At 46.1% G+C, this 15,794-nt stretch carries 17 protein-coding genes; 4 read left to right on the top strand and 13 right to left on the bottom strand.

The annotated features are described in order from the left end of the window. Positions 1-2: 2 nt before the first annotated feature. Both LDX50_RS26025 and LDX50_RS26020 read right to left on the bottom strand, forming a co-directional pair. Positions 3-1,523, bottom strand: coding sequence for a serine hydrolase domain-containing protein (locus tag LDX50_RS26025; RefSeq protein ID WP_225699217.1), 1,521 nt, complete (start codon positions 1,521-1,523; stop codon positions 3-5). An 11-nt stretch (positions 1,524-1,534) separates the two neighbouring features. Continuing rightward, complete coding sequence (locus tag LDX50_RS26020; RefSeq protein ID WP_225699216.1) at positions 1,535-2,710, bottom strand: esterase; 1,176 nt, start codon at positions 2,708-2,710, stop codon at positions 1,535-1,537. Between the two features lie 7 nt (positions 2,711-2,717). Between LDX50_RS26020 and LDX50_RS26015 the strand changes: the two genes are divergently transcribed. Then, positions 2,718-3,518 (top strand): NUDIX hydrolase, encoded by an 801-nt coding sequence (locus LDX50_RS26015; RefSeq protein ID WP_338030008.1) that lies wholly within the window; start codon positions 2,718-2,720, stop codon positions 3,516-3,518. Between the two features lie 4 nt (positions 3,519-3,522). Here the strand turns inward: LDX50_RS26015 and LDX50_RS26010 are convergent, their stop codons facing one another. From LDX50_RS26010 to LDX50_RS25995, 4 genes are all read right to left on the bottom strand, one after another. Continuing rightward, on the bottom strand, positions 3,523-4,095 hold the full coding sequence (locus tag LDX50_RS26010; protein WP_225699215.1) for a redoxin domain-containing protein: 573 nt from the start codon (positions 4,093-4,095) through the stop codon (positions 3,523-3,525). Between the two features lie 46 nt (positions 4,096-4,141). Continuing rightward, positions 4,142-4,336 (bottom strand): helix-turn-helix transcriptional regulator, encoded by a 195-nt coding sequence (locus LDX50_RS26005; RefSeq protein ID WP_225699214.1) that lies wholly within the window; start codon positions 4,334-4,336, stop codon positions 4,142-4,144. Beyond that, a complete protein-coding gene (locus tag LDX50_RS26000; RefSeq protein WP_225699213.1) occupies positions 4,333-4,743 on the bottom strand; it encodes a hypothetical protein in 411 nt (136 codons plus the stop codon). The genes LDX50_RS26005 and LDX50_RS26000 overlap by 4 nt, the downstream gene beginning before the upstream one ends. An 87-nt stretch (positions 4,744-4,830) precedes the next feature. Further along, a complete protein-coding gene (locus tag LDX50_RS25995) occupies positions 4,831-5,586 on the bottom strand; it encodes a DUF6090 family protein (protein ID WP_225699212.1) in 756 nt (251 codons plus the stop codon). A gap of 148 nt (positions 5,587-5,734) precedes the next feature. On the opposite strand from LDX50_RS25995, the gene LDX50_RS25990 reads away from it, so the two are divergent. Then, positions 5,735-6,121: a c-type cytochrome gene (locus tag LDX50_RS25990; RefSeq protein WP_225699211.1), complete on the top strand. Its 387-nt coding sequence runs from the start codon at positions 5,735-5,737 to the stop codon at positions 6,119-6,121. An 18-nt stretch (positions 6,122-6,139) separates the two neighbouring features. Here LDX50_RS25990 and LDX50_RS25985 read toward each other — a convergent pair whose 3' ends face one another. From LDX50_RS25985 to LDX50_RS25970, 4 genes are read right to left on the bottom strand one after another with little or no spacing between them, the layout of a single operon-like run. Continuing rightward, positions 6,140-7,363: a Tm-1-like ATP-binding domain-containing protein gene (locus LDX50_RS25985; RefSeq protein WP_225699210.1), complete on the bottom strand. Its 1,224-nt coding sequence runs from the start codon at positions 7,361-7,363 to the stop codon at positions 6,140-6,142. A 3-nt stretch (positions 7,364-7,366) separates the two neighbouring features. Continuing rightward, entirely contained in the window at positions 7,367-8,230 is an 864-nt protein-coding gene (locus LDX50_RS25980; protein WP_225699209.1) for a phosphoenolpyruvate hydrolase family protein, read from the bottom strand. 25 nt (positions 8,231-8,255) lie between these two features. Continuing rightward, positions 8,256-10,223 carry a bifunctional aldolase/short-chain dehydrogenase gene (locus tag LDX50_RS25975; RefSeq protein WP_225699208.1) on the bottom strand — a complete coding sequence of 656 codons (1,968 nt, stop codon included), beginning with the start codon at positions 10,221-10,223 and terminating at the stop codon, positions 8,256-8,258. A 5-nt stretch (positions 10,224-10,228) separates the two neighbouring features. After that, a complete protein-coding gene (locus LDX50_RS25970) occupies positions 10,229-10,999 on the bottom strand; it encodes an alpha/beta fold hydrolase (RefSeq protein WP_225699207.1) in 771 nt (256 codons plus the stop codon). 119 nt (positions 11,000-11,118) lie between these two features. On the opposite strand from LDX50_RS25970, the gene LDX50_RS25965 reads away from it, so the two are divergent. Together LDX50_RS25965 and LDX50_RS25960 are read left to right on the top strand one after the other, a co-directional pair. Continuing rightward, a complete protein-coding gene (locus tag LDX50_RS25965; RefSeq protein ID WP_225699206.1) occupies positions 11,119-12,984 on the top strand; it encodes a 2-oxoacid:acceptor oxidoreductase subunit alpha in 1,866 nt (621 codons plus the stop codon). After that, a complete protein-coding gene (locus tag LDX50_RS25960) occupies positions 12,981-14,000 on the top strand; it encodes a 2-oxoacid:ferredoxin oxidoreductase subunit beta (RefSeq protein WP_225699205.1) in 1,020 nt (339 codons plus the stop codon). The genes LDX50_RS25965 and LDX50_RS25960 overlap by 4 nt, the downstream gene beginning before the upstream one ends. A gap of 37 nt (positions 14,001-14,037) precedes the next feature. Here LDX50_RS25960 and LDX50_RS25955 read toward each other — a convergent pair whose 3' ends face one another. From LDX50_RS25955 to LDX50_RS25950, 3 genes are all read right to left on the bottom strand, one after another. Further along, entirely contained in the window at positions 14,038-14,556 is a 519-nt protein-coding gene (locus LDX50_RS25955; protein ID WP_225699204.1) for a DinB family protein, read from the bottom strand. A gap of 324 nt (positions 14,557-14,880) precedes the next feature. Beyond that, positions 14,881-15,009, bottom strand: coding sequence for a hypothetical protein (locus LDX50_RS30890; RefSeq protein ID WP_255647412.1), 129 nt, complete (start codon positions 15,007-15,009; stop codon positions 14,881-14,883). Between the two features lie 99 nt (positions 15,010-15,108). Next, positions 15,109-15,681 carry a hypothetical protein gene (locus LDX50_RS25950; protein ID WP_225698740.1) on the bottom strand — a complete coding sequence of 191 codons (573 nt, stop codon included), beginning with the start codon at positions 15,679-15,681 and terminating at the stop codon, positions 15,109-15,111. Positions 15,682-15,794: the final 113 nt, after the last annotated feature.

Genomic DNA, 15,794 nt, shown 5'->3' with positions numbered 1-15,794 from the left:
CATTATTCCATGAGTGTTACTTCCCTGCCTTTATTCTGAGGAGTCCAGAGTGACACGCTTTCATTCCAGGTAATTTTTCCCTCATTGAGGTTGAATACAAAACGGTCATGATGGGCCATTTCTACAAATTGCCTGTGGATTACAAAGTTATTATCTGCATCCCAACCGCCCATGACAGCCATGTAGGATTCTACCTGGGCACCAAGGGGCATTTGAGCGCGAATCTTATTCAGGTGCCAGTCGTTCCAGCCAAAAGTAAGCTCCAGTGTATCTTCGCCCGTAAGAACAACCTTTCGTTGATTGAGATCAACCTGAATTGCCCCTAAACCTAATTCATTAGGATCCAGAGGAAAGGTTATTCCATTAAGCGAATCAGGAATTTCTTTTTTGAGTTCCGAAACCGACAGGGCTAACCCCTGAAGCGTAAATTGTAATTTCTTAACACCTTCAGGGTCAGGAGCCAGGCTGTCCCGGGTAATTTCAGGAAGAAGGTAATCCCAGATTAAATCCATGGAGGCCTGCATGTTCTTGCTTTCGCTGGTGATAGCGATCACTAAATTCCGTGTGGGGTCTACGATACAGAACTGTCCGAATGCGCCATCGCCCCGATACACATTTTCCGGTTTGCATCGCCAGAACTGATAGCCATAACCCTGCGACCAGTCGCTGTCTCCATCGTTATTCTTTATCTGGTATTTTGTGGCTTCTTCAACCCACGCTTCCGAAAGGAGTTGTTCACCGTTCCATTTTCCTTTGTGTAGGTAAAGCAATCCGAGCTTTGCAATGTCTTCTGTTTTCACACGAAGTCCGTACCCGCCGACATTCACACCCTTCGGGTCTTCTTCCCAGTCCATGCCTTCAATTTTCAATGGTTCAAACAGCCTGGGTTTCAGGTAATCCAGCATCTTCATGCCGGTGGTTTTCTGAATAATGGCAGAAAGCATATAAGTCGCACCGGTGTTGTACATGAATTTTTCGCCTGGCTCATAGGTTAACCTTTGGGCAAAGAATCCTCTGGGCCAGTTCCCATCCGGATCTGCAAACATCCCCCGCTGTGTACCCACCGCATGTCCGGTAGACATCGTAAGCAAATGCCGGATCTCCATGTTCCTGATGTTTTGATCCATGGTATCTGGCAGATCTTCCGGGAAAAAGGAAACCACCTTGTCATTTATGGTTATGAGTCCTTCCTGTAAGGCAAAACCGATCGCCGTGGAGGTGAAGCTCTTGCTCAGGGAGTACAGGGTATGTTTGTATTCAGCCTCATACGGCGACCACCAGCCTTCGGCGATCACATGATCATTACGAACGATCATCAAACTGTGAAATTCCAGTCCGCTTTCTTCAATTTTATCCAGCAGGTTGATGATTGTGCCGGAAGATACTCCCTGGGCTTCAGGGGTACTCCTTCGTAGTGCCGCCGACTCTTCGGCATCCGTTTCAACTTTTTGGTCTGATGATGTCTGGCAGGCAGAAAGAACCGATGCCAGTACAAACAAACCTACTTGCCAATGCTTTACCATGATGGAATTTCCTATTTAAATAGCATTGGAGCAAATTCTGATAAATAAATTCTCCAGTTCGACCAGGTGTGTCCACCAGTACTTTCACGATAGGTATAGTCAAAGCCGTGCTCATCAAGTTCCTTGCGCATGGTGGTCACGCTTTCATACAGAAAGTCATCTTTTCCGCAGGCAATCCAGTAAAGTTTGGGGTCTGCCTTTTTGAGCGCATCAATTTGCTGATCCCGTTCACTTAGGTCCACTTCAATTCCAAAGGCGCTCAGATCAGCGAACCCCATGCTCATCACACCGATATAGTTGAACATATCGGGGTATTTGAAAGTCGTATTCATGGTTTGTAATCCACCCATACTGAGGCCGGTCAGCGCCCGGTTTTGCTTGCCTGTTTTTACGCGATAGTTCTTTTCGATGTAGGGGATCACATCTTTCACGAGACTTTCCTCAAACATTTTATTGGCCATGCCTGCTGCTCCTCTTGATGGATTATCAAGGACAGGAGTTTCGGTATAGGCCGCTGCCTGATCCGGATTGCCGTTGGTCATTACAACAATCATGGGAACGGCTTTTTTCTGATTGATCAGGTTGTCCATTATGGTAGGAGCTACTCCAAGGTCGGGCCATGCCTCTTCATCACCTCCGCCACCGTGCAGCAGATACATGACAGGATACTTCTCATTTCCTTCGGCATATCCGGGAGGGGTATATACAATCATTCGGCGTGTCATGCCAAGGGTTGGTGATGAATACCAGACCTGACTAACGGTTCCCTTCGGTCCGGTTTTCGGCTCATACAGGTCTGATGCGGTCCCACGTATGAATAATACATTTTCCACCCGCCAGGTGCCATCTCGTTTGATGTGCTTGTTTAACGGATCCAGGGTATTCACGCCATCCACAATGAAATTATAACCATAGAGTTCGGGTGCCAGCGGACCAACAGTGAGCGTCCATGTGCCCGTATCTCCCTTGATGAGTTTAGCCGTTTCATTAAAGGCCATCCAGCTCCCGGTTAGCTGAACATCGTCGGAATTCGGCGCATGAATGCGAAAAGTTACGGTATTATCGGAACTGATCTCCGGGGATATCAGGTTTGAAGTAAACTGGGCAGGTGAATGGATTGATGCCAGTAAGATGAACAGAAAAGTTACCATACTACGGCCAGGAGAGAGTTTGAGGGATCGTTTCATAATTTTAATGTCTCATTATGAGACAATAGTAATTATTATTTCAGGAAAAGCCTATCTTTCCATCCAGAACTTTAGTTTTGAAACAGCAACCGGCCGAAAAGAAATGAGCATTGAATTACCATCATCATCTGAATATTTACCTCATATCGCATATGATTCAGTTATTTTCGGATTTAACGGGAAGAAGCTTCGGATACTGATTCTGGAATATCATAATACCGGATTATTTGCACTACCGGGTGGATTTGTGAAGCGGGGTGAGGACCTTTCTGATGCGGTACAGCGCGGAGTGATGGAACGCACGGGAATTTCATCCATTTACCTGGAACAGTTTCATACGTTCGGAACGATGGCCAGATTTCAGCCTGAAATTATGGAATCGATTCTGGAAGCACATAATCTCAGCATTGATCCGGATCATTGGATGCTGGACCGGTTTATGTCTATTGCCCATTATGCGTTGATCAATTACGACGATGTCACCCCGGTCCCCGACCCGCTGTCGGACTCAATATGCTGGTATGAAGTGAATGCGTTACCGCCCCTGATTCTGGACCATCGGTTAATTGTTGACAAGGCGCTTGATCAGATACGAACAGACCTGAATTCCAAACCAATCGGGAAGAGCTTATTGCCGGAGCGTTTTACCATGAAGGATCTCCAGCATGTTCATGAAGCCATTCTGGGGATGCCTCTGCGGCGCAGTACATTTCAGCGGAAAATGCTTTCACTGGATATTCTGGAGCGTCATGAGAAACTGTTTTCGGGTAAGGCCCATAAAGCACCGTATCTGTATAGCTTTAAATAAACACTCAGGTTGCTTCAGCGAAATCAATGAGGTGCTCCATCGACATCCGGTCTGTGAGGCCGTTTGAATAATGGATTTTCCGGATGATTTGATTCTCATCCAGCAAAAACTCGGCAGGCATGGTAGTAATTGATTCACCGTCGGCCATGGCATGTATAGGAACGCCAGCCATTTTTGCTTTGATCGCAGTTTGAATGAATGAAGTGAGGTGACTTTTCATGGACTTCGCCATAGACTGTTCAATGCCGTAGGTCTGATACCATATCCTTTCCGGATCGGCGATGAGTGGAATAGGAGATACCTCCTGGTGAAACATGCTGGACTTCAACAATCGGCTGCCCGATTCAAAAAAGAAGATCATTTCAAGACCCTTCTCCTTTAATTCCGCATGCCGTTTCTTCAGGGCATGAACCCGTAAATTGCAGAACGGACAACCAGCGTGCCGGAAAAAGCCAATGAAGACTTTTTTTCCGGTATAGGATTCAAGATTGATCTCCCTGTCAAAAATATCGGTCAGGATAAATTGAGGGGCTTTAACGTTCAGGGTGATCCCGGGTTGAGTTGCTTCTTTCATCATACGTGGATACCCTGATTCTTAAGGAAGTAACTTCAACGGGTAAGAATTAATCAGTATCCTGAAATATTTCCTCAATCCTTAAATTGAAATATCGGGAGATCTTAAATGCCAGCGGCAAACTGGGATCGAATTTTCCCTTTTCAATTGCATTGACAGTCTGTCGCGAAACATCGAGCACGTCGGCCAGATCAGCCTGTGTCAGGTCCCGTTCTGCACGAAGAACTTTTATCCTGTTTTTCATTGATACCTGAGTTTACCGATAACAATTGCCAGCAGGTAAGTAATACCCATCAACGCAACGATCATACTGATTTCCGCATCGGATGAGATGACATTCGTGATATCGAGTAACGAATAGCTCAATCCCCCAACAACGCCGGCCCCAAGGGCAATGCCCATGGCATCTACGCTGATTTTCTTCTCCAACTCATCCAGTCCGCGAATGTAGCGGATGTTGGCCAGGATCATCCCAATACCCATTGCCAGGTTCAGCAGTATGGTTAATACCGAAATCAGCGGATCAAAGTCCCACAGAAATTTGGCACCAAACGTTGCCAGGGCCAGCGAAACAAGCCATAATCCTGTCCATAATGCCAGATTCTTTGTATTCCTCCAGCTAAGTGTTTTCCTGTTTTCAAACTGTTCCATTAGTAAAGTAGATTTGATTAAAAGTAAAATTAACTTTACACAAAGATATGTAAACTTAATTAAATGTCAAGTGAGCTTTACAAAAAATTAATTGATTTCTGCCGACAGATGCTGGCTTAGGGCTTCAATTTCATCAAGAACTTCCTCATATCGGCGTTTCTGACTGCGGAGACTTTCAAAAAATGACTTTAATACAAATTTCAGCTGACTATCGCCCGTTTCAATACTGATCCAGTTTTTATCTGTTCCATTATCAATAACTTCGCGCAGACTTTTGCACGTACTGCAATCATCACCTGTCGTGAACGTTTCTTCCATGACAGGAATCAGGTAATTATTCCGGTAATGCAACATGATTTCTTCATTTACCCGAACTCTGCCAAGACCAAGTTCATAGAATTCAGTGATCCTGTTGCGTAGTGAATCATTGGAAATGATATTTATCCCTGCTGATTTTAACGACTCATAAGCACTGATCTTTGCGAATAATGCTCCTCTTTGAAAGGTTCGCGACAATGGGAACCTGAAAGGAAACGAACCTTTATAATTATCACGATAATACAGACTGTTATACAGAGAATCTGTATATGCCATTAGCTTGTCCGTAGACCGTATATCCGTTTTCAGATCATTTTTCGTTGCCTCCAGGTCAGTTTTAATCGCAACCAGTAACTTCTGTTCAAGAGCAGATTGTTTTTGCCCTTCATTCCAGTTATTGATCTGAAGTGCAATTAAAATTCCAAGTACGACAAGAAGTATCTCCCCAAGCGCATAGAAAAAATAGTTTCCCAGCTTCTTCTTATTGAGCAGATCGCGCCTGATGGTTCGGAAAAGTTGTATCATAAAATCATCAAATTACAAATTTAGAGCAGCATGACGTCTGTTCCGCCTGATTATCTTCATGGGCAGAACAATTATTAATATGCTTTCGGAAAAGTAGTCGAATCCGGTTGAATTTGATATATTGATGTTGTATTAAATCTGATAGTTTATGAAGTGGTCATGCATCCTTTTTCTTTTTTTAATGGCATCATGCGGTCAGCCGGCTTCCAATGCTGAAGACAATTCAGCGGAAGAGGAGGTTCAACAAGTCGTTAGCGAGGCCGCGCCTGTTGAAGCAGATTCGGTTCAGGTTCAAAATCTGCTAAACCGGTATGCATGTGCCAGTTGTCATGGAATGGAATCAAAACCTGTCGGACCCGGTTGGCCGGAAATAGCCGCCAGGAATCTTACACTCGGGCAATTTAAAACTCTGATTGCCAACCCTGAACCTGCCAACTGGCCGGATTATACTCCCATGGCTCCAATGGGTTATGTCCCCGATGGAGATCTGGAAAAGATTTATGCATGGATGACCACCCTGACCATAAATGAATAGACCCGGTGCAGTGAGGTATTAGTTTTCCTCTATCAGTTCAATTAAAAGATCAACGGCCTTCTTCACAAAAACCGGGTCTTCAGCATGTGTATCCATTTCCACGACTTCGATATTGGCAGGAAGATTCTTTCTCAGATGATCAAAAAATGCTGCATCCGCTTCAGGGTCATGCAATACGCCGCCGGGGATTGAATACCTTCCAACACCCTTCAAAGGGAACATGAAATACGCCTTATTTTTTGTGTACTGAAGTCGTTTTAAAATGTCATCGGCAACACGGATCATTTCTTCGGAATTCAGGCGTGGTACGAATATGACCGGACTGTGAAAAACCTGTTTGTGATCCCTGAATGCTTCAGGAATCTCATGCTCTTCTACAAGTATACCCAGGTGTTCAGCACCGCCCGGACATAACACTTGAGGGATGCCAAGCTTACCAGCGACCGTCAGACGCTCAGGCCCTCCTGCACGGAGAACGTGCCAGACATCATCTGCGATTTCACCCATTGCATAGTCGAACACGGCCCCGATGATTCCTTCTTTCATCATTTGCTCCATCGCCCGCCCACCAGATCCTACGGCATGAAATACGATGACCTCATAGCCATTTTCTTCGATATAGTTGATGGCTTCTATGGCCCCTTTTGTGAGTACTCCCAGGTTGGTCATGCCAATTAATGGCTTGTCACCCTTTTCCATGAGAAATTTGGTCTCAACTCCAGCCATACCGCTTGCTGCTGCCGCCGCATTCGCCAGAATTTTTCGGGTAAACGGATTCAACCTGAGGATATCACTCACAGAGAACATCATGGTTATGTCCTTGATTCCAACGAATCCCGACATATCACCTGCGGCTATGGTTGAGACCATAATCTTTGGAAACCCATAGGGCAGGGCCTGCATAATATTGCAGCAGGTCGACGTGCCCTGGGTGCCACCCAGACCAAGCACAGCATCCACCTCACCCGACATAATTTTGCGGTTCAGGATTTTAATACATCCCTGCACCATCACCGGCGATGCCTCTTCGCGTGTGGGATTTTTCAACAGCTCATGAATAGGCTTGCCACCTTCCAGGGCAATCTCCTCCCGTGTGATATCCGGCGGGGTTCCCGGCTCTCCAACTACCCCAATATCCATCAGCAATGGCAGGTCACCAAGCTTCTTTATCTCATCCACAAGAAAAGCCGCTTCCTGCTCTTTTGTGTCCAGTGTAATGAGTAATGCAATGGTCTTATTCATGGCTTATTTTTTTGATGGGAATCTCAGGTCGGCAAATTCCTTCGCGGTTGAATATACGGCCCTTTCAATGGGAATTCTTTCGGTTGACGAACCTGTCCAGATACCATCGCACGTCGTATTGTTCAGAATGTATTGTGCATCCTCCGGGGTTTCAAGCGCCGCTCCATGAGCGATCAGCATAATGTCGGGTTTGATCCGTCGTAATTCCTTATTCGCCTCTTCGGTGCGGGCCGCAGTTTCATCGATGGTTTCACCCGAATCATATCCTTTCAATCCGCCCTTGGTTGTACCAGCGTGGAAACAGAAAATATCAGGCTGAGCCTCTTCAACCATCTTGATACTGTCTTCCATATTGAAAGCCAGCCCAATGGAAACCATATCCATCTCGCGCGCCAGTTTCAGCATATCGATTTCATTCTGAAGTGTAATTCCACTTTTTGTTAGCACCTTGAATATTTCACTGTCCTTATCAACATAGCTGATCGACGGGCCAATATTCGACACTGAAAAAACACCGATCTTTTTAAGGTCTTCCAGAAACCAGCGCATATCCTTAAGCGGATCATTTGCATTAATACATGCGCAAATAAATGCGTCGCCCTTGATTGCCGGCATTATGTCCTCGCGTGTATAATCAAAAGTCTGTTTATTGGAATCCAGAATAGGCCACAACATCGACATGGTGCCCATCCCATTAGCCCTCAATCTCGCGCCTGAGAATGTGTTGATACAATCGGCCCCTGCTTTTTCCAGAAGACTTGCTACAAGGCCGCTTCCCGCGCTGGCGATGAAAATGGGCAGATTCTGATCAATCTTCTTGCGAAGTTTGGCCATTATTTCTTTTCGTGATGTTCTTGGTACTATCATAATTAGCTCTTGTTAATCAATTTGGTTAAATGACCCTTTCATTGCCACCGTCGATAGGCACCTGGGCCCCTGTAATTTTTGAAAAAGTATCACCCAGCATCGTCATTACCAGACCCGCCACATCCATGGAGGTGACTTCCTTTTTCAGAATATTATTGGTTTTGTATTCTTCAACTGACAGACCGTAATGCTTTGCGCGTGTCGCCAGGACTTCGTCTGTCCAAATCGCTGTATCATATACGGCGTTCGGATGTACCGCATTTACCCTAATTCCTGAATCACCCAGTTCCAGGGCGGCTACGCGAACCAACTGTGCGAGACCTGCTTTTGCGACTGAATAAGCAGATGCCCCGGGCCCCGGGGCGGGAACATTTTTAGAGCCGATAAAAACCACCGACGGCTCGATTCCTAATTTCAGGTAGGGAATGGCCATCGATAGCAGTCGGCGGTGACTCGACAAATTTATATCAATGCTGCGATCCCATGTGGCTTCGTCCATATTTTCGATACGCGCGCTTGGCGGGAAAATACCGGCATTGGAAACGATCATATCCAATCCGCCAAAATGTCTAACAGTTTTTTCAATAGCATCTGATACAGCCTGCGCATCGGTGATATCACATTTGATCCCCAGCACGGAAGGACTTTTAAATTGCCCATCAATGGCACTGTCGATATCCAGTGCGGCAACGGATGCCCCGCTGGCAATAAGAACCTCAACACAGGCCTTGCCAATACCACTTGCAGCACCTGTTACCATCGCGATTTTACCCTGAAATTTTTTGGCCGTTCCAGCTTTTTTCAGTTTGGCTTGCTCAAGTTCCCAGTACTCCATTTCAAAAAGGTCCTTTTCAGGCAGTGCAGTCCACCCACCCAATTGTTCTGCCTGGTATATGGCTTTTTTCGTGTGCGTGGTGATGTCTCTGATGATTTTAAGGTGATTTGCCGACGGTCCGAATGACAATGTACCCATGCCCGGCAGTACCGCCCAGCGCGGGGCAGGGTCCAGCATGGTTTCACCGGATGCATAACGATTGAAATATTGGGCATAATCATCGACATAGTGATCGATGTCCTTATCCACATCATCATGAATAACTGCCGGGGTTCGTTTCGTACGGATGATATGGTCCGGCGTAAGAGGCCCCCTGTTGATGATTTGATCAATTTTTTCAAGCTTACTGAACCCGGCAGACAGCGGACTGTCATCCAGGTTGGAGAGCATTGCAACCCCTGCGGTTTCAGAGACTTTTTTTCGGATACGGGCAAGAAACCGCGGATCAACAGGATCCGGGTTTGCCTCCACACCGGCTGAAATCCCGATTGAACTGAAATAATCCTCTGCGCGGGAGACCAGTTCGATCATTTTTTCATAACTCACCCTGGCATCATCGGCAAAAGTAAAAACCCCGTGATGTAACAGGATCATACCTTCCAGCTGATTCCAGTCAATATCGCGCGTCATTTCATAAATCTTTCGTGCAAGAATGAATCCTGGCATCACATAAGGAATAATCATTACTTTATCGCCATATACTTCCCTGATCAGCCGTTCACCATCAGGGGTATTGGAGAGCGTTACTACCGCATCTGCATGAGTGTGATCCACATAGGTAAAAGGAATTATCGCATGTAAAATGGCTTCAACAGATGGATTTGGAGCGGCCGGATTGGTCATGGCCATGCGTTGATTTTTAACCATATCGCCATCAGTGAGCACAGGAAGTGTCGCCAATCGAAGCAGGGCATCCATTTTTACAGGGGCAAACCCCTGGGATTCGATGGTTGCGAGGTCCCATCCGCTTCCCTTTACGTAAAGAATCTCTTCGTCATCTCCGAACAGGTTCTTTTCAGTGATCTTTACCGATGTATTCCCTCCTCCATGGAGTACAAGGTCCTCTTCCTGTCCCAGCAGCCTGGAGGTATAGACCCTCATAGCCAGTGGATCTGTAATGAATTCTTTAGCAACGGCATCATTCCATGCACTTTTCATACCGATTAAATAGTTAACTTATTTATAAATTCCTGTATCGCTGTTACTGTCTCAATTCTGTGTTTTTCATCATCAAGATAGCGGGAAGTTACTTGTATTAGTTTGCTTTCCGCCAATATTTCGTTCCATTCCACTGCCATTTGCCATGGATGCAGCGGGTCATCCTCATTACCGATGATAAGCGCCGGGACCGACAATAAAGTGGGGTCTGACGAGCATGGCTGATCCTGAACCATACTTTTGAGAATGGAAGCAGTATGCATTTGCTGATCCCTGTTGAACATGCCCAGAACTGAGGTCGCCGCATTGGGATGCTTTTCAGCAATTGTCCGAAATTCCGGAGCTTGCATGAATTCCTCCCGACCACCTGAATGATTAACTACCGAGGCAATATGGCTCAGAATTTTGAGATTTTCAGGCTCGGCCTCACACTTCCATGCTGGCCGTAAAAGTATGATCGCCGCAACCCGATGCGGGTATCGAAGTGCCATGTTCACTGCAATTCCGGATCCCATTGAGATGCCTCCTGCAATGGCCTGTTGAATGCCGCATTTATCCATTACTGTAATTACATCGTCGGTGAACGCGTTGAAGGAAGAAGGAACATCAGGGTTGAAAGGCGTTTTTCCATGGCCTCTTGAATCTGATGTGAGCAGTTGAATTTTTTCCAGCCCATTCAATAATGTTAATACCTGGTTCAGGTTTGCGCCCAGCCCATGTTGAAAAACTATTGGTTTTCCGGAGCCGGTTAATGAATAGTGAGCAGTGTCAGGCATGATTTGAAGTGGTCCTTCAAATTACAAACTAATGAAGAAATATCAAGAGTCATTACTGATCAAAATCATATCTAATCAGGATGCAGGTAAGTCTTTGGACTATCTGAAATGCGTAGTTTATGTTCGAACAAATACCTCAAATTATGGCACTCACAAAATCAGAAGAAGTCGTCATACTTTTTGCTGGAGACAGTGGTGATGGCATCCAGTTGACAGGCGGACAGTTCACGGAAACCGTGGAACTCTTCGGAAATGATATCAGTACGTTTCCCAATTATCCTGCGGATATTCGGGCTCCGGTTGGTACCACCTCAGGTGTATCAGGCTTTCAGCTGAAATTTGGAAGCGTGGAGGTTTTTACACCAGGCGATCAGTATGATGTGCTTGTGGTGATGAATGCCGCCGCATTGAAAGTAAATCTTCCCAACCTGAAAAAGGGCGGGATCATCATTGCCAATCTCGGTGGCTTTGATGCAAAGAATCTGAAGCTTGCCAAATACATTGATGATGAAAACCCCCTGACGGATCATTCTCTGGATGGTTATGAGGTTCATGCTATTGATATCACCAAACTTACCAGGGAGGCACTGAAAGACAGCTCGCTGGGTATGAAGGAAGTAGACCGATGTAAAAATATGTTCGTGCTGGGATTCGTCTACTGGATGTTCAACCAGAAGCTCGATAATACAATTCATTTTATCGAACAGAAATTTACCGATAAACCCGAACTCGCTGAAGCGAATGTTGAGGTACTGAAGACAGGGTATCACTACGGCGATACAAGCGAAACATTTACCAGCCGGTTCAAGGTTAAAGCGGCAAAGCTTCCCCGTGGTAAATACCGGAATGTTAACGGAAATCAGGGTGTTGCCCTTGGTCTTGTGGCCGCCGCAAAACATAACAACTTCGATTTGTTCTATTCGAGCTACCCGATTACCCCGGCTTCCGATATTCTCCATGAGCTGAGTAAGCATAAGAATTTCGGGGTAAAAACATTCCAGGCAGAAGATGAAATTGCCGCTGCCTGTGCTGCTATCGGTTCGGCATTTGCGGGCGGACTGGCATGTACGGGTTCTTCCGGACCGGGGATCGCATTGAAAGGCGAGGCACTCGGACTCGCAGTGATCCTGGAGCTTCCACTGGTGATTGTAAACGTACAGCGAGGTGGTCCGTCTACCGGCATGCCTACAAAAACGGAGCAGGCTGACCTGTTGCAGGCACTTTATGGCCGGCATGGTGAGGCGCCAATGCCGGTTCTTGCCGCAGCGTCCCCCAAAGATTGCTTTGGTGCAGTTTATGAAGCCGCGAAACTTGCGGTTGAACATATGACACCGGTGATGCTGCTTTCTGATGGATATATTGCCAATGGGGCGGAACCCTGGAGATTTCCTTCAAGTGATGAATTGCCCGAAATTAAAATAAAGCAGGTACCGCCAAATTCTTTCAGGGATGAGCAGTATATGCCGTATGTCCGGGATGAGTTTGAAGTCCGACCGTGGGTGCCGATTGGCACAAAGGGCTATGAACATCGTATTGGAGGCCTGGAAAAGGAAATTCTTACCGGTAATGTTTCATATGATCCCGTAAATCATGAAAAAATGGTTGAAATCCGGGACAGGAAAATTGCCAAAATAGCTGAGGTTATCCCGGAACAGGAAATCAACCGTGGTGTAGCCGGCGCAGATCTTTGTATTCTGTCCTGGGGATCAACTTTTGGTGCCATAGAGACAGCCGTCCGCGATCAGGTTGAAAAGGGAGTCTCAGTAGCACATATCCACCTGAGGTATCTTAACCCGCTTCCCAGAAACCTGGGGGCTCTGCTAAGCTCTTTTGGAAAAGTATTAATTCCGGAAATGAACAAAGGGCAGCTTTCAATGCTGATCCGTGATCGATTCCTTATTGATGCAAAAAGCCTTTCGAAAATGAAAGGACTTCCCTTTACAGTTGATGAGATAAAAGAAGCCATCCAAAAAGAATTGTCATGAAAGTAGAAACCAAAAAAAACGGATTAACTCCAAAGGATTATGCCTCTGATCAGGACATACGATGGTGCCCGGGTTGTGGTGATTATTCCATCATTAAGCAGGTGCAGACGGTTCTGCCAACATTCGGAATACCCAAGGAAAAAACTGTCTTTATTTCAGGGATTGGATGTTCTTCCCGCTATCCGTATTATATGAATACCTATGGAATGCATGGTATTCACGGACGCGCCATCGCCATTGCAAGCGGCGTTAAAGCCACAAATCCCGACTTGGACGTATGGGTAATAACCGGAGACGGTGATGGTCTTTCTATTGGTGGTAATCATCTGATTCATGGGTTGCGCAAGAATTTTGACATTAACATCCTCTTGTTCAATAATGAAATCTATGGTTTGACCAAGGGGCAGTATTCGCCCACATCACCTACCGGCAAAGTTACGAAGTCAACACCCTATGGTTCGGTGGATATGCCTTTTAATCCCATTGCGCTCGCACTTGGTGCTGAAGGAACGTTTGTCGCCAGGGCCATCGACAGAAACCCTGTCCAGTTGAGGGAAATTCTCACTGCTGCGCATGCCCATAAGGGCGCGAGTTTCCTTGAAATATATCAGAATTGTATTGTCTTCAATGACAAGGCATTCGATCTGTTTACCAATAAGGAAACGAAGGATGATCACGTGATAAACCTGGTGACAGGAGAGCCCCTTACATTTTCCAATGGCAACAAGGGGATTGTCCTGGATGGCTTTACTCCCAGGGTGGTGGATCTTGATGTAAATTCAGTAAATGACTGCTGGATTCACGATCCTTCAGACAAAATCAAAGCATCAATTTTATCCCGGTTTTTCGATTACAGCATCGAACGAGGTTCCCTGCCAAGGCCCTTCGGAATATTTTATCAGGAGGACAGGCCAACATACGAGCAGGTGCTGGAGGATCAGCTCAAAGAACATAGTCATGAACCGGCTGATCTTGATGCGTTGCTGTCAGGGTCCAATTCGTGGGAGATTAAATAAAAAAGCCGCCTCATTTGAGGCGGCCCTTTTTATGTGATTATTCTGATTGACTCCAGGGTGGAACAACATTGTTCGATCTGGCATAGGCGATCAATTGCCCCATGTGTTCTTCACAGTGACCAAATGCTACCAGTAAAGCGCCACGAACAGTCATTTTGGTGCCATAAAAGTCAAACTCTTCATTGAGCTTTGATTCCGGTACTGCCAAAACACTCTTGATCATAAAGTCATACGAAGCTTTGAGAGCCTCGATACTGGCGTCCTTGCCCTTAACAGTATTCGCCATATTTCGGGGATCGATACCTTCAGGGATCGTTGCGCCAGCCAGTGTTGGAAAGAAATAATTTGCACCAATGATGTGCATAATGACTCCTTCAACATCACGTACACCTTCCGCAGGACTCCAGCTGTAGTCGTCGGCAGGAATGGCTTCCGCCAGGCCAATAACTTTCTCTGAATTCGCCTTGATCATTTGAACAAGGTCTTTTTGAAAAGCTGTTTGCGCAAAGCACGTCATTGGTACAAGCGCCACCAGCAAAAATACTATTCGTTTCATGGTGGTATTGGTTAAAATTTGGACGATGAAGATACTATAATTTCAGCTAAGAAACCAGTGGAGCGGATATTATAATCAGCTGATCATGAAGGCGTCTCGAGCAGGGAACAGGCCATAACAGGTGATAGGTTGCAGGGAATCTGCCTGCTGGCAGTTAGTCAGTAGTCAGTAGTCAGCCCCATAGGGGTCCCTTCGGGATAGTCAGTAGTGGTATAAAGACGAGATCTTTGGCCTTATTTGATCGAAGATTCATCCGATTACAGGTGATAGGGCAATAAGAGATGATAGGGCGTAGGGAATAGCTAGTCACTGCCCATCAGCACGTCATCCCTGCCTTCCGGCAGGCAGGCCGGTATAAGCTCCCGGCCCGACTCCCTGAATGTCCCCGGCATAGCCGGGTCCCTCATGGAGTACCGCAGGGATGACGCTGGTGGGTGGAAATGTACGGCGCATATGTGCCCATTCACAACAATAAAAAAAGCCCCGTTTTGGGGCTTTTTTTATTGTTGAGGGAATAATTTCTGTATCTGTTTACTAACCTCAAAAGTTCTGTTACATGTCACCTGATGCGATATTCGCGTTGGGTGTTCTGTTGATGGCGTATTCTTTTACGAATGCTTTTTCAGTTTCGGGGTTGAGTTCCACACGTACCCATCCGAGGTATGATTTTCCATCTTTCACAAGTTTCACGCCGAGGTACTGGGCACGGTCACCAGACCAGGTTCCATTCCAGTTGAGGGACTCACCGTTATAAACCGATTCGATGATCTCACCGTGTGCCTCGCTCCAGCGAACATTACCGCGTGGCATATCCATGGAGATGTTTTCACCTTTTTCAGTGATGGCGGCACTTCCGGCAATATCCATTACCTGGTGATCCTGCAATGCCTGGATGATGTATTTGGTGTGTACACTTCCTTCAAGACCTACCGATACGGTTTGGAAAACGAAATCGTTTTTACCGTCACGATCGATATCGAGGTAGTAAGGACTTGCGTAACCGAAGCTGGCTTCAGTAGCAGGAACGAAATGAGCGATGGTAGAGGCTTCGGGTTCCACAGACGCGGGGCGTTCAGTGTTGACGATCAAAGCAAATGTTATCAGGGTTGAAAATAAGAGTTTCATGATTGTTGTATTTTGAGTTTTTGACCTTCTTTGTTGTTGTTGTAATTATTTTGAGTTTTTGACCTTTGTTGACCTGTCTGTTAAATGGCAAGGGTGGTGCCAATAAGTTAACA

The organism is Fulvivirga sedimenti (assembly GCF_020328055.1).
This window is presented reverse-complemented; position numbering and strand designations above follow the sequence as displayed.